Consider the following 19,242-nt stretch of genomic DNA (forward strand, 5'->3'; position numbering starts at 1 on the left):
CATGCAAGACCTCGAACGGCTGGTCGGCGGGTTCCAGCGCTTCCAGCAGCAGTATTACGAAGACGCGCCATCGCTGTACCGCAATCTGCGCGACGGCCAGCATCCCAGCACGCTCCTGATCGGCTGCTGCGATTCCCGGGTTGACCCGGCCATGCTGCTGGGGTGCGACCCGGGCGACATCTTCACCGTGCGCAACGTGGCCAATCTGGTGCCGCCCTCCAGCAAGGACCGCGGCCTGCAGGGCGTGCTGGCGGCCATCCAGTTCGCGGTCGAGCAGCTGCAGGTCAGCCGCATCATCGTGCTGGGGCATGCGCAGTGCGGCGGCATCCGCGCGCTGATGGAGCGGGGTATCCGCCGCGGCGGTGAAACCGACTATCTCGGACGCTGGATGGACATCGCCGAACCGGCGCGGGAACAGGTGCTGCGGCAGATGCCGCACGCCTCCCAGGCAGAGCGCCGCCGCGCCTGCGAGCAGGCGTCCATCCTGATCTCGCTGCGCAACCTCGAAGACCTGCCCTTTGTCCGGCGGGCCGTGGAGGGCGGCAGCCTGACGCTGCACGGCTGGTATTTCGACCTGGTGGCCGGCGCTTTGCTGGCATACTCCCCGCGTGCGGACACGTTTCTGCCCATCGTTTGCCCTCTGCTGACGGAACCTGCCCTCCCATGACCCCTGTATTCGGCATCGCCGGCCGCTCCGGCAGCGGCAAGACCACCCTGATCGAAGCCATGCTGCCGTTGCTGGGCGCGCGCGGCCTGCGCGTGAACGTCATCAAGCACAGCCATCACGATTTCCAGATGGAGCCGCCCGGCAAGGACAGCGCGCGCTTTCGCACGGCGGGCGCGCAAGAGGTCATGATCGCCTCGCCGTACCGCTACGCCATCGTGCATGAGCTGCGCGACGCGCCCGAACCCACGCTGGACGCGCAACTGGCGCGCCTGTCGCCCGCCGACCTGGTGCTGGTCGAAGGCTTCAAGCAGGCGGCCATTCCGCGCATCGAGGTCTACCGGCCCGCGCTGGGCAAGCCGCCGCTGCACACCGAGGACCCCGGATTTCTCGCGGTCGTGACCGACGCGCCGCAAGGCATCGCCTTGCCCTGCCTGCCGCTGAACGAACCTGCCCGGGTCGCGGACTTTCTCTGCCGCGCCCTTGGACTGGAGTAACAAGGTGTCTGACACCCATGAGGCGCTCTGCCAGGCTTGCGGGCCGTCTCCCGCGGGTGTCAGACACCGTCTGCCTGCTCGGCAACCGTGTCTGAATGCCTGCGGGAAGCGACTACACTGATGCCCGAATTGCGCTCTTCGCACCGACCACCATGACGCCCGCCGATACCGCCGCCCGTTCCGACGCGCTTCCGTCGCCCCGGCACCGCCTTTCCACGCGCATCGTGGCCAGTTCGCTGCTGGCGCTGGTGGTGGTGCTTGCCATGGTGAGCTGGACGCTATGGCTGTCGTGGCAGCTGGAAGGCGCGGGCGCGGCCATCAACGACACCGGCAGCCTGCGCATGCGCGCGAACCGCGTGGCGGTGGAACTGATGCGCCCGCAAGCTGGCCGCGACGTGCGCACCGCCGAACAGATCGCCGTGCTGGACGAGACCATCGCGCGCCTGGCGCGCGGCAACCCCGCGCGCCCGCTCTTCATCCCCAACGACCCCGCCATCCGCGCCCAGTGGCAGGACGTGGCGGCCTACTGGCGCGACATCATGAAGCCGGCGGCGCTGCGGGCCATCGCCCAGCCGGACGCCTCGGCGTACCTGGAGACGCTGCCCGAGTTCGTGGCCCGGGCCGACACGCTGGTGCGCATGATCGAACAGGACAACGCCGGCAAGACCACGTCGCTGCGCCTGTCGCAGGGCGTGCTGGCCGCGATCGCCAGCGCCGGGACGCTGGCGATGATCTACCTGCTTTACCTGTGGATCATCTCTCCCGTGCTGCGTTTGCGCGACGGCCTGCAGCGCATGGCCGACCGCGAGTTCAGCACCCGGCTGCCGGTGGAAAGCCAGGACGAGTTCGGCGTGCTGGCGCGCGGCTACAACCGCATGGCCGACGAACTGCAGGACCTGTACACCAGCCTGGAGCAGCGGGTGGAGCAGAAGACCGCGCAGCTGGCCGCGCAGAACCGCGACATCGGCGCGCTGTACGACATGGCGGCGTTCCTGAACCAGCCCAATGAGATCGAAGCCATGTGCGACGGCTTCCTGCGCCGCGTCATGCTGCAATTCGACGCGGACGCCGGCAGCATCCGCGCGCTGGACCCCAACAATGAAAAGCTCAACCTGGTGGTGTCGGTCGGCCTGTCCGACGAACTGGTGCAGGCCGAGCACTGCATGAAGGTGGACGACTGCTACTGCGGCGTGGCGACGCGCCAGGCGGGGGTCATCGTCATTCAGGACTTCCGCCAGTCGCCGCAGGAGCTGGACCTGAACTGCCAGCGCGAGGGCTTCTCCAGCGTGGCCGTGTTCCGCATCGTGACCCGCGACGAGGTGTTGGGGTCGTATTCGCTGCATTTCCGCCAGCAGCGCCGCCTGATGGCGTCGGAATCGCAATTGCTGGAAACGCTGGGCCAGCACCTTGGCGTAGCGCTGGACAACCGGCGCCTGAGCGCGCAGGCCCGCCAGCTTGCCGTCGTGCAAGAGCGCGGGCTGGTGGCGCAGGGCCTGCACGACAGCCTGGCCCAGGGGCTGAATTTCCTGAACCTGCAACTGCAGATGCTGGACGCCGCCATCAAGCGCGGCGACGACGAAGAGGTCAGCGAGATCCTGCCGCTTCTGCGCACCGGCGTGGACGAAAGCTACCAGGACGTGCGCGAGCTGCTGACCAATTTCCGCAGCAAGCTGTCGCAGGGCGACCTGCAGGCGGCCATCGAGGACACCGTCGCCCGCTTCCGGCGCCAGACCGCCATCGAGACCGAGCTCACCTTCAGCCAGGGCGAGGGCGCGCCGCTGCAGCCCGAGCAGCAGCTCCAGGTGCTGTTCATCCTGCAGGAGGCCCTGTCCAACGTGCGCAAGCATTCCGAAGCCAGCCGCGTGCGCATTGCTGTCGAGAACGGCCGCGATTTCACCCTGCAGATCGCCGACGACGGGCAGGGCTACGACCCGGCCGACGTCGCCGAACGCGGCGAATCCCACGTGGGCATGCACATCATGCGCGAGCGCGCCGCGCGCATGCGCGCCGTGATAAAACTCGAATCGCAGCCCGGCGCCGGCACGCGCGTGGCGCTCACCCTGCCTGGCGCTGAACGCCAGGCTGCCTGACCTTCCTGTCCATCATGACCATCCGCATCCTGCTCATCGACGACCACACCCTGTTCCGTTCCGGGGTCCGCCTGCTGTTGCAGCGCCAGCCCGACTTCGAAGTCGTGGCCGAGGCGGGGGACGGGGTGGAGGGCCTGAAGCGCGCCCAGGAGCTCAAGCCCGACGTGGTGCTGCTGGACCTGAACCTGCCAGGACTGTCGGGGCTGGAAACGCTGCAGCTCCTGACGCAGGACCTGCCCGGGTGCGCGGTCATCATCCTGACGGTCTCCGAAGAGGCCGACGAACTCGGCCAGGCGCTGCGCGACGGCGCCCGCGGCTACCTCGTCAAGAACATCGACGCCGACGCGCTGGTGTCCGCGATCCGCCGCGCCGCCAACGGCGAAGCCGTGATCGCCGACAGCATGACGGCCAAGCTGGTCGAGCAGTTCCGCGGCCAGGCCAGCCAGACGCCGCCTCCGCCCGGGTCTGCCGAACGCCACCGCCTCACCGCGCGCGAGACGCAGATCGTGCAATGGCTGGCGCGCGGCGCCAGCAACAAGGTCATCGCGCGCGAACTGGACGTCAGCGAAAGCACCGTCAAGATCCATGTGCAGAACGTGCTGAAAAAGCTCAACCTGACCAGCCGCGTGCAGGTGGCCGTGTATGCGGTGGAGCGCGGCCTGTATACGGAGGAATAGGCGCGCGCGATTGCGAGCACTTCGGTGTCCGACACCCGAAGGCGCCGCGCCGTTTGATTTTCGACAAGGCCCGGCGCACGGGCGGCCCATAGACTGGCCGTCATGCAAACTCGAACCACTCCCATGGAGCTCGTGGCTCCGGCGGGCAGCCTGGCCGCGCTGAAGGCAGCGATAGAAGCGGGCGCCGACACCGTCTATCTCGGGCTCAAGAACGCCACCAATGCCCGCAATTTCGCCGGGCTCAATTTCACCGAAGCAGACATCCGCGCAGGCGTCGAACTGGCGCATCGCCGCAACCGGCAGGTACTGTTCGCCATCAACACCTTCGTGCAGGCGGGCCGCATGGCCGAATGGCGGGCCGCGGTGGATGCCGCGCACGACCTGGGCGCCGACGCCGTCATCATGGCCGATCCGGGCCTGCTCGCCTACGCCAGCGACCGCTATCCCGACCTGCGCCTGCATCTGTCCGTGCAGGGCTCGGCCACCCACGCCGACGCCATCGAACTGATGAAGGAACAGTTCGGCATCCGCCGCGTGGTGCTGCCGCGCGTGCTGACGCTGGCGGAGGTGGCACGCATCTGCGCCCACGTCAGCGTCGAGGTCGAGGTCTTCGGCTTCGGCAGCCTGTGCGTCATGGCCGAAGGCCGCTGCCTGCTGTCCTCGTACGCCACCGGCGATTCCCCCAACAACAAGGGCGTCTGTTCGCCCGCGCACGCGGTGCGCTGGGTGGAAGAGGACGGCCGCATGGATGCGCGCCTGTCGGGCATTCTCATCGACCGCTACGAACCCGGCGAACCCGCCGCCTATCCCACGCTGTGCAAGGGGCGGTTCGACGTGGACGGGCAGTCCGACCACGCGCTGGAAGAGCCCACCAGCCTGAACGCCATCGGCCTGTTGCCGCGCCTGGCCGAGATGGGCGTGTCCGCCATCAAGATCGAAGGACGCCAGCGCAGCCCGGCCTACGTCACGCAGGTGGTGTCCACCTTGCGCGCCGCGCTGGACAGCGTGCACGCGAACGCCGCGCGCTACTCGCCGCGCCCCGAATGGAACGCCATGCTGGCGCGCCATGCCGAGGGCTCCCAAGTCACCCAAGGCGCATTCGAAAGGCCATGGAAATGAACCTGCTCCCATTCCAGATTTCAGTCGGTCCCTTGCTCTACTACTGGCCGCGCCAGCGCACCATGGACTTCTACGCCGCCGTGGCCGACAGCCCCGCCGACATCGTGTACGTGGGCGAAACCGTCTGCAGCCGGCGCCACGAACTGCGTGCCGACGATTGGCTGGGCCTTGCCCGGGACCTGCGCGCCGAGGGCAAGACCGTCGTGCTGTCGGGCCGCACCCTGATCGAAACCGGGGCCGAGGCCAGCGCCCTCAAGAAGCTGTGCGAGCAGCCGGACTTCATGGTGGAAGCCGGCGAACTGGGCGCGGTGCGCCATCTGAGCGGGCGCGGTTTCGTGGCGGGGCCGCACCTGAACGCCTATCACGGCGGCACGCTGGCCTGGCTGGCCAACCGCGGCGCGGTGCGCTTTGTCGCGCCGCTCGAAATGGACGGCCCCACGCTGGCCCGCCTGCTGCAGGAGCGGCCGGCCGGCATGCAGGCCGAAGTCATGGTCTGGGGCAGGATGGCGCTGGCGTTTTCGGCGCGCTGCTTCACGGCGCGTCACTTCCGGCTCAAGAAGGACGACTGCGGGTTTCGCTGCATCGAGCATCCCGACGGCCTGGACATGCGCACGCGCGAATCCCGCGAATTCCTGGGCATCAACGGCATCCAGGTCCAGTCGGCCGCCTGCCTGGACCTGCTGGCCGAAGCCCCGGAACTGGCAGGGATGGGCATCGAGGTGCTGCGCGTCAGCCCCCAATCGGCCGGGACGCTCGAAGCGATTGCCGCGCTGGACGCGACGCGCCGAGGCGGCAAGCCCGACGCGGTCTCGCCGCCGGCCGGCATCGGCCGCTGCAACGGCTATTACTACGGGCAGGCCGGGATCGCGCTGCAGGAGGTTGCCGTATGAGCGCCGCGCTGAATCTGCCGCCGCTGCTGGCCCGGCTGGGCCGGCGCGTGCCGGGGCCCTTCGTCTCGTTGCATTTCGCCGCCGGGCTGGAACTGGCGCGCCGCCTCAAGTGGCTGGAGCCTCCCGCCGAACTGGACGGGCGCAGCTTTGCCATCACGGTCGAAGACCTGGGCATGCGCAGCCGCTTCATCGTGCGCGACGGGGCTTTCCGGCCGCTCTGGAGCCGCGGCGCGGCCGAGGCGGCCGCCGACCTGGAACTGGGCGCCAAGCTGGCCGACTTTTTGGCGCTGATGCGCGCGCAGACCGACGCCGACACCTTGTTCTTCCAGCGCCGCCTGCGCATCGCGGGCGATACGGAGCTGGGCCTGATCGTGAAGAACTGGCTGGACGCGGCGCCCCGGCCCGCGTGGTTGCAGCGCATGAGCGGCGGGGTGGGCGGCGGGGTGGGGGGCGGGGTTGGCGGGTAATGGTCCGGGATCGCCGGCTAGTGCCGCCGCGCGCATCGTGGGGTATGGTTACGTGCGCCCGTCCAACGGGCCCAACGACAACCAGGCAGACATCGAAGGCATCTCGCGCGCCGCGCGCGCGTTTGCCGCCTGATCTGAACCCTTGAAAAACGCATTACCCGGAGAGACTCATGACTGAAGCGAAGAAGCCCAACTGGCGCCTGGAAACCGTGGCCGTCCACGGCGGCTACCGCCCCGATCCGACCACGCGCGCGGTGGCGGTGCCGATCTACCAGACGGTGGCCTATGCGTTCGACGACACGCAGCACGGCGCGGACCTCTTCGACCTGAAGGTCGCGGGCAACATCTACACCCGCATCATGAATCCCACCACCGACGTGCTGGAGCAGCGCGTGGCGGCCCTGGAAGGCGGGATCGCCGCGCTGGCGCTGGCGTCGGGCCAGTCGGCCGTCACCTACGCCGTCATGACCATCGCCGAGGCCGGCGACAACATCATTTCGTCCAGCACGCTGTACGGCGGCACCTACAACCTGTTCGCCCACACGCTGCCGCAGTACGGCATCACCACGCGCTTTGCCGACCCCTCGGACCTGGCCGCGTTCGAGGCGCAGATCGACGACCGCACCAAGGCCATCTTCGCGGAATCGGTCGGCAATCCGCTGGGCAACATCACCGACATCGCCGCGCTGGCCGACCTGGCGCATCGTCACGGCCTGCCGCTCATCGTCGACAACACCGTGCCCTCGCCGTACCTGCTGCGCCCCATCGAACACGGCGCCGACATCGTGGTGCAGTCCCTGACCAAGTACCTGGGCGGCCACGGCACCAGCCTGGGGGGCGCCATCATCGACTCGGGCAAGTTCCCGTGGGCCGAGCACAAGGCGCGGTTCAAGCGGCTGAACGAGCCCGACGTCAGCTATCACGGCGTGGTCTACACCGAAGCCTTCGGCCCGGCCGCCTACATCGGCCGCGCCCGCGTGGTGCCGCTGCGCAATACCGGCGCGGCCATTTCGCCGTTCAATTCCTTCCAGATCCTGCAGGGCATCGAGACCCTCGCCCTGCGCGTGGACCGCATTGTCGAAAACGCGGTCAAGATCGCCGGGTACCTGAAGGAGCATCCGAAGGTGGAATGGGTGAACTACGCGGGGCTGCCGGACCATCCGGACCACGCGCTCGCCCGCAAGTACCTGGGCGGCAAGGTCCCCGGCCTGTTCACCTTCGGGGTGAAGGGCGGCCGCGAGGCGGGCGCGCGCTTCCAGGATGCGCTGCAGCTCTTCACGCGCCTGGTCAACATTGGCGATTCCAAGTCCCTGGCGACGCATCCGGCATCCACCACGCACCGCCAGCTCAACCCCGAAGAACTGCAAAAGGCCGGCGTGCGCGAGGAAACCGTGCGTCTGTCCATCGGCATCGAGCATATCGACGACCTGATCGCCGACCTGGAGCAGGCGCTGGAACAGGTGTGATCGCCGCGCCGGCGGCCGGCAAGGCGCCCGCTACTCGCCCGCTATTTGCGGGCGCTTTTGCCATTTTCCGTGCAGATAAGGTCGCGCAGGCGCCGCTGGACCGGATCGCGCGTGACCGGCGCGTTGCGGATGCCCGCCACCGGTATCGATTCCACGATCGCGCCGGTGGCGTCATTGCCGGCGTGGTGCAGGACCTGGGTGACCGTGTAGGTGTTGGCGGCGCAATTCAGCGTGACCGGCTGGGTGACCGAGCCGTAAGGCTGGCCGTTGGCCTCGGAGATCCGCGGCTGGGCGTAGAACCAGGCCACGGTCACGGCCATCACGGTCGGGTTGTCGGACACGGCCCGGATCGAGTGGGTGTCGTAGAACACCCCCGGCATCGCCTGCGGGTCCACCGGGACCCAGTTGGGATCGTTGGCGGCGGCGTGCGCGCCGGGGCTGCCGTGAGCGGCGACAAACAGGGCCAGGGCGAGGAGGGCGGCGGGAGGCCTTGCGGTCATGGGACGGTTTCCGTGGCGTCGGGGCAGGGGCGCGCGTCCGGCAAGACGTGAGCATGCGTTACGCCAGTATAGAGAACCGGACGCAACGCGCTATAGTTCCGTCCGTTCGATAAATGGCTGGCGGCGGGGGGCTGGCGTATATGCCCAGAATGCCGGGACCCAAGACCATCAGACTGCTGGCCGCAGGCCTAGCGATCGCCGCAGCCGGAGTGCTGGCCTGGGGGATCTACCAGATCATCCCGATGGGCGAGCCCCTGCCGCGCAGCGAGATCGTGGGCGAACTCAACGGACCGGCGCTGGCCTCGTATTCCCGGGTGGCCATCCACCGCTACGGAGAACGCCAGCTCCTCACCGGCCAGCTCCTGGTCACCGCCCGGGACATCGACGGGCTGGCGCAGGCCCCCGTCCTGGACACCCAGGTTCCGTCCCTGAAAGAACGCCTGCAGCAGCAGCGCGTGCGGCTGGCGCAGGCCGGCGCCATCACCACCCTGGCGCACGGGACCGGCGACCTGGCCCTGGCCATGCTGCAGACCGGCCGGTCCACCACCGACGCGCGCAATCTCATCTATGGGGGCCGGGGCACCGGCGTATTCGACCTGCTGGGTTCCATCAGCGGCGATACCGGCGTCACGCTCATCGGCGCGCCGGGCGGCCAGCCGCTGTTTCTCGTCGCCGGCACCCTGCGCAGCCCGGGCGAAGGCGACCAGCCCGCCGCGTGGGACGCGCTGCGCTCGGACGATCTGGGCACGACCTGGACCTACGATCCCGAGGTGACGCTGGGCGTCCCTCAACAGCACACCACCTTCCTGACGGACCGCCTGGCCATCGCGCTGGAACACCACGAGACCGGCGTGCGGCTGCTCTACAGTTGCGACGGCGCGCGGCGCTGGTCGGCGACGCGGCTCAAGGAACAGGTCTGGCCCGATTCGGCCGCCTTCGAGCGCAAGTTTGCGGCGTCGGCGGAGCGGGACCGCGAAACCTACGGCGAAGGCCAGCTCGGCTATGGCTGGTCGCTGTACCCGCTGGACGATCGTCGCGCGGTGGGCTGGAGCTGGCGCACGCGCGTGAGGCCCGAGGGCCAGGAGGCGCCCGAGTTGATCGAAACGCGGCGTTTCGAGGTGCAGTTCCAGGAAGACGCCTCGCCCGCGTTCCGCATCACGCCGGACGTGCCCCGGGTGCCCGAGCAGGCGGCGCAGGCGCTCCTGACACGCGACGAGCCGGTGTTCGAGACGGAAGGCGGGGCCATCTACCAGTTGGACAAGGCCGGGTTGTCCTGGGTGAAGCGATCGACCTCGCCCGACGTGCGCGGGGCCCGGTCCTGGATCGGGCAGGCGTGGTTCGGCCGCAATGCGTGGGTCATCAAGACCTATGCCGATCACCTGTTCCCCGACAACGAATACACCAAGACCTACTTCTACAGCCGCGACAAAGGCAGGTCCTGGCGGCCGTTCCAGCTGTCTTACGAACAGGAGCGCGGGCTGCTGGGCCTGGACCAGACGGGCGACGCCCTGCTGACGCTGGCCGAGCGCGGCGGCAAGACCGTGATCCAGCGCTATCCGCTGGACTGAGACCGCTATCCCGCCACCACGTATTCCGGATAGCGTTTACAGATTTCGTTGACCTGGCTGAGCGTGCCGGACAAGTGCTCGCGCAGCACCTGCTGCGCCCGCGCGGGGTCTTGCGCTGCAATGGCGTCCACCAGCCGCTGGTGATCGTCCAGGATGCGTTCGGCCTTGCCGGCTTCGGGCAGATGCAGGCGGCGCAGCCGGTCCAGGTGGCCGCTGTAACGCTGCGCCATGTCCCACAGGCTGGCGACGCCGGCGGCCTCGTGCATGTCGCGGTGAAACGCCTGATCGGCATTGATGAACTGCTGGTATTGGCCGCTGGCGTGGCTGGCGCGCTGCAGGTCGATGCTGGACTGCAGGCGCTGGAGCAGGAGCGGGTCGGTCCGCTGCGCCAGCAGGTGCACGATTTCCAGTTCGAGCGAGCGGCGCAGGAAGTGCGCCTGGCGGGCGGCGGCGATGTCGATGCGGCTGACGACGGTGGTGTGTTGGGGATAGATATCGACCAGGGCCTCCTCGGCCAGCCGCATCAGCGCGTCGCGGATGGGCGTCTGGCTCAGGCCATAGCTGTCGGCGAGCGTGACGCGGGACAGCGGCGCGCCGGGCGCGAGCTCCAATGAAATGATCTGGCGCCGCAGGTGTTCGAAAACCTGGGGCGCCGCGTGGCGGGAGCGGTCCAGTCTGAGCTTCTGGCTTTGCATCGGATACGGTATCGAGATTCCGCGTAGGGAAGGGCGGTGACGAAAACGGCAGTGTAGCGGGTTTCCACCTAGCTGACGCACTAATGTATTAGTGTTTAAATGCCCTGACCGTCACAACGCCTTTCCCTCCTATCCCGATGAAACGACCCTACGAAAGCCTGCGCAGCGCCGCCTGGATGGCCAAGGACGACCTGCGCTCCTTCGGCCACCGTTCCCGCATGATGCAAATGGGCTATGGCCCCGACGATTGGGCCGGGCGCCCGGTCATCGCCATCATCAATACCTGGTCCGACCTGAACCCCTGTCACAGCCATTTCAAGCAGCGCGTCGAGGACGTGAAACGCGGCGTGTTCCAGGCCGGCGGCTTCCCGGTGGAACTGCCCGCGATCTCGGTGTCGGAATCTTTCGTCAAGCCGACCACCATGCTGTATCGCAACTTTCTGGCCATGGAAACGGAAGAGCTCTTGCGCAGCCATCCGGTGGACGGCGCGGTGCTGATGGGCGGCTGCGACAAGACCACGCCGGGCCTCATCATGGGGGCGATCAGCGCGGGCCTGCCGTGTGTCTACGTGCCCGCCGGCCCCATGCTGCGCGGCAACTGGAAGGGCAAGGTGCTGGGGTCCGGATCGGACGCCTGGAAACTCTGGGACGAACGCCGCGCCGGCAAGATCACGCAGGAACAATGGACCGAGGTGGAGGGCGGCATCGCCCGCAGCTACGGCACCTGCATGACCATGGGCACCGCCAGCACCATGACGGCCATCGCCGAGTCCATCGGCATGACGCTGCCGGGCGCCTCGTCGATTCCCGCCGCCGACGTCAACCACATGCGCATGTCTGCAGAATGCGGCCGCCGCGTGGTGGACATGGTCTGGGACGACCTGACGCCGCAGCGCATCCTGAGCCCCGCGTCGTTCAAGAACGCCATCAATGTCGCCATGGCGATGGGCTGTTCCACCAACGCCATCATCCACCTGGTCGCCATGTCGCGCCGCGCGGGCTGCGCGGTGGGCCTGGACGACTTCGACGCCGCCAGCCGCAAGGTGCCCGTCATCGCCAACATCCGGCCCAGCGGCGACACCTACCTGATGGAAGACTTCTACTACGCGGGCGGCCTGCCCGCGCTGATGTCGCGCCTGCACGGCCACCTGGACCTGTCCGCCATGACGGTCACGGGCAAGACGCTGGGCGAGAACATCGCCGGCGCCGAGGTCTACAACGACGACGTGATCCGCAAGCTGGACGAAGCAATCTACGACGAGGGCGCGCTGGCCGTGCTGCGCGGCAATATCGCGCCCGACGGTTGCGTCATCAAGCCCAGCGCCTGCGCCCCGCAGTACCTGCGCCATACCGGCCCGGCGCTGGTCTTTGACGACTACCCCAGCATGAAAGCCGCCGTCGAGGACGAAAACCTGGACGTCACCGCCGACCACATCATGATCCTGCGCAACGCCGGCCCGCAAGGCGGCCCCGGCATGCCGGAATGGGGCATGCTGCCCATCCCGACCAAGCTGGTCAAACAGGGCGTGCGCGACATGCTGCGCCTGTCGGATGCGCGCATGAGCGGCACCAGCTACGGCGCCTGCATCCTGCACGTCGCGCCCGAAAGCTACGTGGGCGGCCCGCTGGCGCTGGTCAAGACGGGCGACACGATCACCGTGGACGTGCCCGCGCGCACCATCAACCTGAACGTCAGCGACGAGGAACTGGCCGCGCGCCGCGCCGCCTGGACACCGCCTCCGCGGCGCTACGAGCGCGGCTACGGCTGGATGTATTCCCGGCACATCCTGCAGGCCAACGACGGCTGCGACTTCGACTTCCTGGAAACGGAATTCGGCGCGCCCGTGCCCGAGCCCGCCATTTTCTGAACCCGGACTTTTTCCGTATTTCCGTCTACCTACCCGGAGCCATCGTGTCCCCCATGAATCCCGAAACCCGCGCCCGGCTGTCCGGCGTCAGCACCGCCACGCTGTGCACGGCCCTGTTCAAGCGCGGCCTGCGCAACCAGTTCATCCAGGATGTGCGGCCGCTCAACGCCAATCTGCCCAACATGGTCGGCCCGGCCTTCACGCTGCGCTACATCCCCGCGCGCGAAGACCTGAACACCATCAAGGTGTTCGAAGACCGCGCGCATCCGCAGCGCGCCGCCGTCGAGACCTGCCCCGAAGGGGCGGTCTTCGTCATGGACAGCCGCAAGGACGCGCGCGCCGCGTCCGCCGGCTCTATCCTGGTCACGCGCCTGATGAAGCGCGGGGTGGCCGGCGTGGTCACGGACGGGGGCTTTCGCGATTCGCCCGAGATCGCCGAGATGGGCTTTCCCGCCTACCACCAGCGTCCGTCCGCGCCCACCAACCTGACGCTGCACCAGGCGCTGGACATCAACGTGCCCATCGGCTGCGGCGACGTGGCCGTGTGGCCCGGTGACATCGTCGTGGGCGACCGCGAGGGCGTGGTGGTGATTCCGGCCCACCTGGCCGACGAACTCTCGATCGAAGCCGTCGAAATGACCGTCTTCGAGGACTTCGTCACCAGCCAGGTTCAGGCGGGTGCGTCCATCCTGGGGCTGTACCCCCCGACCGATCCCGGCACCAAGGACAAGTTCGCCGCCTGGCGCAAAGAACAGGGCCGTTGAGCCTTGCCGCCGGCGCAGCCGGCAACCCACCCATACCGATAAAGATAGGCAGGAGACAACCATGAACATGCAACGACGCGGCGCCCTGGCCGCGCTGCTGGCCGGCGCCGTCCTCGGCACCCTGGCCATGCCCGCCAGTGCCGCCGATTGGCCGACGCAAAAGCCGATTTCCTATGTGGTGCCGTTCACCGTGGGCGGCTCGACCGACGTGGTGGGCCGGGTGCTGGCCCAGAAGCTGGCCGACCGCCTGCACCAGAACGTCATCGTCGAGAACAAGCCCGGCGCCGCCGGCGGCATCGGCGCCACCTACGTGGCCAAGGCCGCACCCGACGGCTACACGCTCTTCGGCGGCACGATCAGCACGCACGCCATCAACGCCAGCCTGTACAAGAACCTGAAGTACGACCCGGTCAAGGACTTCGAACCGGTGTCCCTGATCGCCTTCCTGCCCAACGTGCTGCTGGTCGATCCCAACCTGGGCGTGAACTCGGTGGCCGACCTGATTGCGCTGCTCAAGCGCGACCCATCCAAGCGCACCTTCGCGTCCTCCGGCGCGGGCACCTCCACGCACCTGGCCGGCGAACTGTTTTCCGGCATGATCGGCGTGCCGCTCACCCACGTGCCCTACAAGGGAACGCCGCCGGCCATGGTGGATGTGTCGTCGGGCGCGGTGACGTTCATGTTCGACCAGATGACGGCGGCCTTGCCGCTGCTGCAGACCGGCAAGCTCAAGCTGCTGGCCGTGACCACCAAGGACCGCATCGCGCTCGCGCCCGACGTGCCGACCATGCAGGAGGCCGGCGTGCCTGGCTTCCAGATGGCGTCATGGCAGGCGGTCTACGCGCCCAAGGGCACGCCCAAGCCCATCCTGGACAAGCTGGCCGCCGAGATTGCCCTGATCCTGAAAGAACCCGACGTCCAGGAAAAGCTGGGCAAGACCATGGGCATGGAGCTGGTCGGCAGCACGCCGGACCAACTGCGCGACCTGATGGCCACGGAAATCCCGCGGTGGGCCGAGGTCGTGAAGAAGTCGGGCGCGTCGGTGGAGTAGGGCAGTATCGGGCGAAGTCCGGGGGCGCGTTGTGGTTCACGCAGCGGCCCTCGGCGCCTGGATCATCCGGCGCCCGGGGCGGCATTGCGCTGCATGGTGACTGACGGCGTCTGCACGCGGGTCGTGTGGGCGAGGCCGCGCGGCGGTAAGCTAAGGCTTATCGGGACCTGGCCCGGCGTCCCGCCCGGCAGTCAGGCTCGCAGTGGAGTCACCGCAGTGGAGTCGCCTATCGTGAACGATCTCGCCGCCCTCGCAGGGGCCACCATCGCGTTCGATCTGGACGGGACGTTGGTCGAATCGGCCCCCGATCGCATCGGAGCGGTCAACGCCGTGCTGATTGCGCACGGCTATCAGCCCTTGGCCTATGAACGGGGCCGGCCCTACGTCAGCCGGGGTGCGCGCTGGCTGTTGCAGCTTGGCCTGGAAAGCGCCGGCGAACCGGAGCCCGCCGCGCGCACGGCTGCGCTGTTCGGCGGCTTCATTGCCTATTACAGCGACCATATCGCGGACGAAACGCGACCGTTCCCCGGCGTCATCGATGCGCTCAAAACCCTTCGGACCGCGGGCGCCGCCTTGGTCGTCTGCACCAACAAACCCACGGACCTGTCGCGCAGCCTGCTGACCAAGCTTGGCATGGCGGGCCTTTTCGACGGCGTGGCCGGCATCGACGCCGTGTCCGCGGCCAAGCCCAATCCCGCCCATCTGATCGAGGCGGTGCAGGCCGTGGGCGGCGACCTCGCGCGCACCGTCATGGTGGGCGACGCCGACACGGACGCAGGCGCCGCCCGCAGCGCGGGAACCCCTTTGATCCTGGTGGACTTCGGATACAGCGACATCCCCGCCGCGGCGCTGGCGCCAGACGTGCTGCTGCATCACTTTGACGACCTGCCTGCGGCTTGCGCCGGCCTGCTCGGCTCTCCTTGAATTTCCGGCGCCGGGCAGACGCATCTGATCGTTGCGGCCAGCAAACCGGGGCCACGCAAGGCTGGCGGTGGCCTTGCGGGGCAATTTCACCCGCAAGCCCGCATCAAGAACACCGGCAGCGTTTCCCATACGACCGCCACGGCGGACAGGCCGCACAGCGCGGCGGTGAGCCAGGCATGGAACGCGGGGGCACCGGCTGCGCGCACCCGGCGCTGCTGCCGCCATGCCGCCAGCGCCATCGCCGCCAAGGCCGCCGCGCTGCCCGCGACGATGATCCATGACGACGCGGGCAGTCCGAGCCACGCCTGCGCCAGCGTTCCGCGGGCGCAGGCCAGGGCGTTCACGATGTAGATGAAAAGAAAGTGCAGCATCCAGATCGCCGGACCGGCGATCAGGTACAACAGTTCAACCGAAAAGCGTGTCTTCATGGCCTATCCCGCCAGCCGGGGAAAGGCGTGGAGCAGAGCCAGCGCGGTCAGGCCCTGCGCCACGGTATACAGGCACATCATCCGGGTGGCGTCGAGCGGCGCGCGGCGCGTGGGCCTCAGCCTGCCCGCCAGCGAGCGCGCCACGGTGAAGACGGCCATCACGGCCGACAGCCCCGCAAACAGCGCCTGCAGGCTCGCGACCGCATAGGTCGCCGCCGTGTAGGCCGAGCCCTGCGGCCGCAGGCCGGCCTGCCAATGCGTATGCAGGTCCAGGCCCGCGGCGGCGGCCAACAGCAGGGCGGCGGCGCCCAGCTGCCATCGCATCCGGGATGGCCGCGCCTGCGCCAGCGACCGGCCGGCGGACATCGTCAAGGCAGTCCCGGCCAGCAGCAGGCCGGCCGACAGCAGCGGAAAGAGCGGCGACGGCAGCGCGGCCGCCTCGGGCCAGGCCTGCGGATTGGTGGTCCACAGGAACATGTAGCCGAACATCATGGAGCCGAAGATGCTCGCGCACACGATCAGCAGCAGCACCATCGCCCAGGACGCGTGCGATGCGCTGCCGGAACACATCATGGGCAGCCGCAGGCCGCCGCCGATATCGGCGGGCGGATGATCCGGTCCGGTATCAGCGTCCCACAGCCAGCGCCACAGCGAGGCAATGGCCAGGGCGCCGAATGCCGCCGCCAGCGGCACCAGCTTGAAGGTCAGCAACAGGAAAAAGCCCGCGGTGCCCACGGCGGCCAGCAGCGGAGACCACGCCGGTCCGGGCAGCGGCAGCACATAGTCAGGACGGGCCTCCAGGGCGCTGGTCACCAGGGTCGAGCGCAGGCCGGCCGGTGAGTTGGGCAGGTAATGCTGGCCATCGTCCACCTGCCGCGCCAGCCCCGGCTGGTCCCACAGCGGCTCGCGGCTCGTGACCGCGGGCACGCTGCGCAGGCCGTAGCTGCCGCTGGGCAGCCATTCCAGCGTCCCGGCCCGCCAGACGTTGCCGGCGTTCCCCTCCATCGAGGGCCGGAAGTTGCGCGCCAGATCCACCAGGAAAACCAGCACGCCGGCGGCGATCAGGTACGCACCCACGGTGGACAGCAGGTTGAGCGGGCCCAGGCCCTGGCTTTCGGCGTAGGTGTAGACCCGGCGCGGCATGCCGGCCAGCCCTGTGAAGTGCATCGGAAAGAAGGCGACGTTAAAGCCCACGAACATCAGCCAGAACGCCCAGCGTCCGAGCCGCTCGGACAGCGGCCGCGCGGCGATGAAGGGCGTCCAGTAGTAGAACGCCGCGAAGAGCGGAAACACCATGCCGCCAAAGAGCACATAGTGCAGGTGGGCGACGACGAAGTACGTGTCGTGCGCCTGCAGGTCGAACGGGATCACTGCCACCATGACGCCGGTCAGGCCGCCGATGACGAACACGAAGAAAAAGCCCATGATGAAAAGCATCGGTGTCCTGAGCGGCCGCAGCCGGACGGCCGCGGCGATGGTCGCGATCCAGGCGAATATCTGGATGGCGGTCGGCACCGCTACGGCCATGCTCGCGGCCGACGCGAAGCTGAGCGACAACTGCGGAATGCCCGTGGCGAACATGTGGTGCACCCACAGTCCAAAGCTCAAAAAGCCCGTCGACACCACCGCCAGCACGACGAGGCGGTAGCCGACCAGGGGCGTGCCCGTCATCGCGGGAATGATCATCGACACCATCCCCGCGGCCGGCAGGAAAATGATGTAGACCTCGGGATGGCCGAAGAACCAGAACAGGTGCTGCCACAGGAGCGGATCGCCGCCGCGCTCGGCAATGAAGAAGGGCATGTCGAAGGCGCGTTCCAGTTCGAGCAGCGTGGTGGCCACGATCACCGCCGGGAAGGCGATGATCACCATGCCGCAGAACACCAGCATCACCCACGCGAACACCGGGATCTTGTCCAGGCTCATGCCGGGCGCGCGCGTGCGCAGGATGCCCACGGCCAGCTCGATCGCGCCCGCGATCGCCGAGATCTCGATGAAGCCGATCCCCAGCAGCCAGAGGTCCGCGTTGACCGCCGGGGAATACCGGGCGCCGGTGAGCGGCGGATACATGAACCAGCCGCCATCGGGCGCCAGTCCCACGAAGATGCTGCAGAAGAACACCAGCCCGCCGATCGCGTAGGCCCAGTAGGCATAGGCCGACAGCCGCGGAAAAGGCAGGTCGCGCGCGCCCAGCATATTGGGCAAGAGCAGCACCGCCACCGCCTCCACGGCCGGCACGGCAAACAGGAACATCATCACGGTGCCGTGCATCGTGAAGAGCTGGTTGTAGAGCGCATGGCCGATGAGGTGGCTGTCCGGGGCGGCGAGCTGGGTACGCATCATCAGCCCCAGCACGCCGGCCAGGATGAAAAAGAGCAGCGCGGTGCCGATGTACAGCAGGCCGATGGACGTGTTGTTGACCACCGTGAGCGCCCGCCACCCGGTCGGACGCTTCCAGGCGCGCTCGAGCTGTTCGCGTTCGCCCTCGGGGCGGGGCAGCGGGTTGGGAAGCGGGGGCGCGGGTGTCTGGACGGTCACTTCAGGCTTTCCAGGTAGCGGGCCACGGCGCGCAGGTCCTCGCCGGGCCATTGATCGAAGGACGGCATGCCATTGCCCGGTTTGATGTGCTGGCTGCCGGCGATCCATCCGCCCAGCGCGCCCACGTTGTTGGGCAACACGCCGGCCGCCAGCGACGGGCGGCTGCCCAGATGTGTCAGGTCCGGTCCCAGCGTGCCCGCCGCCGAGGTGCCGCGCACCGCATGGCAGCTCGCGCAGGCCTGCATGAACAGTTGCTCGCCCTGGCGCAGCGGCGTGGCCGCCGCGCGCGCCGGCTCGCGCTGGGCGCGCATCCATGCCTCGAATTGCGCCGGGGCCAGGGCCTGCACGTCCAATCGCATCTGCGCGTGCTGGGCCCCGCAGTACTCGGCGCAATGGCCGCGGAACGTGCCGGGCGTGCGCGCCAGGGCGCGCATCCGATTCACGCGGCCGGGAATCATGTCGAGCTTGCCGCCCAGTTCGGGAATCCAGAAACTGTGGATCACATTGTCGGACTTGAGCAGGAATTCCACTGGCTGTCCGGTGGGAATGCGGATTTCGTTGGCGGTCTCGAAGAGCAGCGCTCCCGAGGCGTCCAGATAGCGAACGCGCCACCACCACAGTTCGCCCGTGACCTCGATGCGCGCGGCGAGCGGCGCGGCCGCGCGCGTTGCCGCCGAGGTCGGGCTCAGCACATAGAGCAGCAGCGCGGTCAGGACGGCCACGGGAAAGGCGATCCCCGCGCCCACGATAAGCGCGGGCCGGGACAGGCGACGGCGCAGGGACGCCGGGCCGAACATCGCCAGCGCCAGCAGGACCGCCACGGCCACGAAGATGGCGGCCGCGCCCACGTACAGCACCCAGCCGATCTCGGCGATCAGCGCGGCCGCCTCGCCGCTAGGCTGCGCCGGGGCGGCGGTCGGCATCGCGGCGGCGAGCACGATGAAAGGGATTTTCGCCATGTTGTTCTTTATGGATGATCCGGCGCACTGGCAAAAGGGCGTCGCCGGCCCCGCGTCCGGCGTCGTCAGCACCTTTC

The 19,242-nt window shown here is 68.5% G+C and carries 18 protein-coding genes; 13 read left to right on the top strand and 5 right to left on the bottom strand.

Features of this window, described 5'->3' with window-relative positions; all coding sequences use genetic code 11:
• The first annotated feature begins 1 nt into the window (after position 1).
• From BXA00_RS22650 to BXA00_RS22685, 8 genes are all read left to right on the top strand, one after another.
• Complete coding sequence (locus tag BXA00_RS22650; RefSeq protein ID WP_076520641.1) at positions 2 to 667, top strand: carbonic anhydrase; 666 nt, start codon at positions 2 to 4, stop codon at positions 665 to 667.
• Complete coding sequence (mobB, locus tag BXA00_RS22655) at positions 664 to 1,161, top strand: molybdopterin-guanine dinucleotide biosynthesis protein B (protein WP_076520642.1); 498 nt, start codon at positions 664 to 666, stop codon at positions 1,159 to 1,161. The genes BXA00_RS22650 and mobB overlap by 4 nt, the downstream gene beginning before the upstream one ends.
• 152 nt (positions 1,162 to 1,313) lie before the next feature.
• Complete coding sequence (locus tag BXA00_RS22660) at positions 1,314 to 3,251, top strand: type IV pili methyl-accepting chemotaxis transducer N-terminal domain-containing protein (RefSeq protein WP_076520643.1); 1,938 nt, start codon at positions 1,314 to 1,316, stop codon at positions 3,249 to 3,251.
• A gap of 14 nt (positions 3,252 to 3,265) precedes the next feature.
• On the top strand, positions 3,266 to 3,928 hold the full coding sequence (locus BXA00_RS22665; RefSeq protein WP_076520644.1) for a response regulator transcription factor: 663 nt from the start codon (positions 3,266 to 3,268) through the stop codon (positions 3,926 to 3,928).
• Positions 3,929 to 4,030: 102 nt separating this feature from the next.
• Positions 4,031 to 5,047, top strand: coding sequence for a peptidase U32 family protein (locus BXA00_RS22670; protein ID WP_076520645.1), 1,017 nt, complete (start codon positions 4,031 to 4,033; stop codon positions 5,045 to 5,047).
• Positions 5,044 to 5,937 carry a U32 family peptidase gene (locus BXA00_RS22675; RefSeq protein WP_076522077.1) on the top strand — a complete coding sequence of 298 codons (894 nt, stop codon included), beginning with the start codon at positions 5,044 to 5,046 and terminating at the stop codon, positions 5,935 to 5,937. The genes BXA00_RS22670 and BXA00_RS22675 overlap by 4 nt, the downstream gene beginning before the upstream one ends.
• Positions 5,934 to 6,404 (top strand): SCP2 domain-containing protein, encoded by a 471-nt coding sequence (locus tag BXA00_RS22680; protein ID WP_076520646.1) that lies wholly within the window; start codon positions 5,934 to 5,936, stop codon positions 6,402 to 6,404. The genes BXA00_RS22675 and BXA00_RS22680 overlap by 4 nt, the downstream gene beginning before the upstream one ends.
• A gap of 170 nt (positions 6,405 to 6,574) precedes the next feature.
• On the top strand, positions 6,575 to 7,870 hold the full coding sequence (locus tag BXA00_RS22685) for an O-acetylhomoserine aminocarboxypropyltransferase/cysteine synthase family protein (protein WP_076520647.1): 1,296 nt from the start codon (positions 6,575 to 6,577) through the stop codon (positions 7,868 to 7,870).
• 41 nt (positions 7,871 to 7,911) lie between these two features.
• On the opposite strand, the gene BXA00_RS22690 is transcribed toward BXA00_RS22685, so the two are convergent.
• Positions 7,912 to 8,370 (bottom strand): surface-adhesin E family protein, encoded by a 459-nt coding sequence (locus BXA00_RS22690; protein ID WP_092578263.1) that lies wholly within the window; start codon positions 8,368 to 8,370, stop codon positions 7,912 to 7,914.
• A 149-nt stretch (positions 8,371 to 8,519) separates the two neighbouring features.
• On the opposite strand from BXA00_RS22690, the gene BXA00_RS22695 reads away from it, so the two are divergent.
• Positions 8,520 to 9,938 (top strand): hypothetical protein, encoded by a 1,419-nt coding sequence (locus BXA00_RS22695; RefSeq protein ID WP_076520648.1) that lies wholly within the window; start codon positions 8,520 to 8,522, stop codon positions 9,936 to 9,938.
• A gap of 5 nt (positions 9,939 to 9,943) precedes the next feature.
• On the opposite strand, the gene BXA00_RS22700 is transcribed toward BXA00_RS22695, so the two are convergent.
• Entirely contained in the window at positions 9,944 to 10,633 is a 690-nt protein-coding gene (locus BXA00_RS22700) for a GntR family transcriptional regulator (protein ID WP_076520649.1), read from the bottom strand.
• Positions 10,634 to 10,770: 137 nt separating this feature from the next.
• On the opposite strand from BXA00_RS22700, the gene araD reads away from it, so the two are divergent.
• From araD to BXA00_RS22720, 4 genes are all read left to right on the top strand, one after another.
• A complete protein-coding gene (gene araD / locus BXA00_RS22705; protein ID WP_076520650.1) occupies positions 10,771 to 12,501 on the top strand; it encodes an L-arabinonate dehydratase in 1,731 nt (576 codons plus the stop codon).
• Between the two features lie 53 nt (positions 12,502 to 12,554).
• A complete protein-coding gene (locus BXA00_RS22710) occupies positions 12,555 to 13,265 on the top strand; it encodes a ribonuclease activity regulator RraA (protein ID WP_076520651.1) in 711 nt (236 codons plus the stop codon).
• A gap of 61 nt (positions 13,266 to 13,326) precedes the next feature.
• Complete coding sequence (locus BXA00_RS22715) at positions 13,327 to 14,316, top strand: tripartite tricarboxylate transporter substrate binding protein (RefSeq protein WP_076520652.1); 990 nt, start codon at positions 13,327 to 13,329, stop codon at positions 14,314 to 14,316.
• 231 nt (positions 14,317 to 14,547) lie between these two features.
• Positions 14,548 to 15,240, top strand: coding sequence for an HAD-IA family hydrolase (locus tag BXA00_RS22720; protein ID WP_076522078.1), 693 nt, complete (start codon positions 14,548 to 14,550; stop codon positions 15,238 to 15,240).
• An 86-nt stretch (positions 15,241 to 15,326) separates the two neighbouring features.
• Here BXA00_RS22720 and BXA00_RS22725 read toward each other — a convergent pair whose 3' ends face one another.
• The 3 genes from BXA00_RS22725 to BXA00_RS22735 are packed head-to-tail and all read right to left on the bottom strand — an operon-like array spanning position 15,327 to position 19,165.
• Positions 15,327 to 15,668 (bottom strand): hypothetical protein, encoded by a 342-nt coding sequence (locus BXA00_RS22725; RefSeq protein ID WP_076520653.1) that lies wholly within the window; start codon positions 15,666 to 15,668, stop codon positions 15,327 to 15,329.
• A 3-nt stretch (positions 15,669 to 15,671) separates the two neighbouring features.
• Complete coding sequence (locus BXA00_RS22730; protein WP_076520654.1) at positions 15,672 to 18,206, bottom strand: cbb3-type cytochrome c oxidase subunit I; 2,535 nt, start codon at positions 18,204 to 18,206, stop codon at positions 15,672 to 15,674.
• Entirely contained in the window at positions 18,203 to 19,165 is a 963-nt protein-coding gene (locus tag BXA00_RS22735) for a c-type cytochrome (RefSeq protein ID WP_076520655.1), read from the bottom strand. Before BXA00_RS22735 ends, BXA00_RS22730 begins: the two co-directional genes overlap by 4 nt.
• Between the last annotated feature and the right edge of the window lie 77 nt (positions 19,166 to 19,242).

The organism is Achromobacter sp. MFA1 R4, assembly GCF_900156745.1.
Lineage (GTDB): Bacteria > Pseudomonadota > Gammaproteobacteria > Burkholderiales > Burkholderiaceae_B > Achromobacter.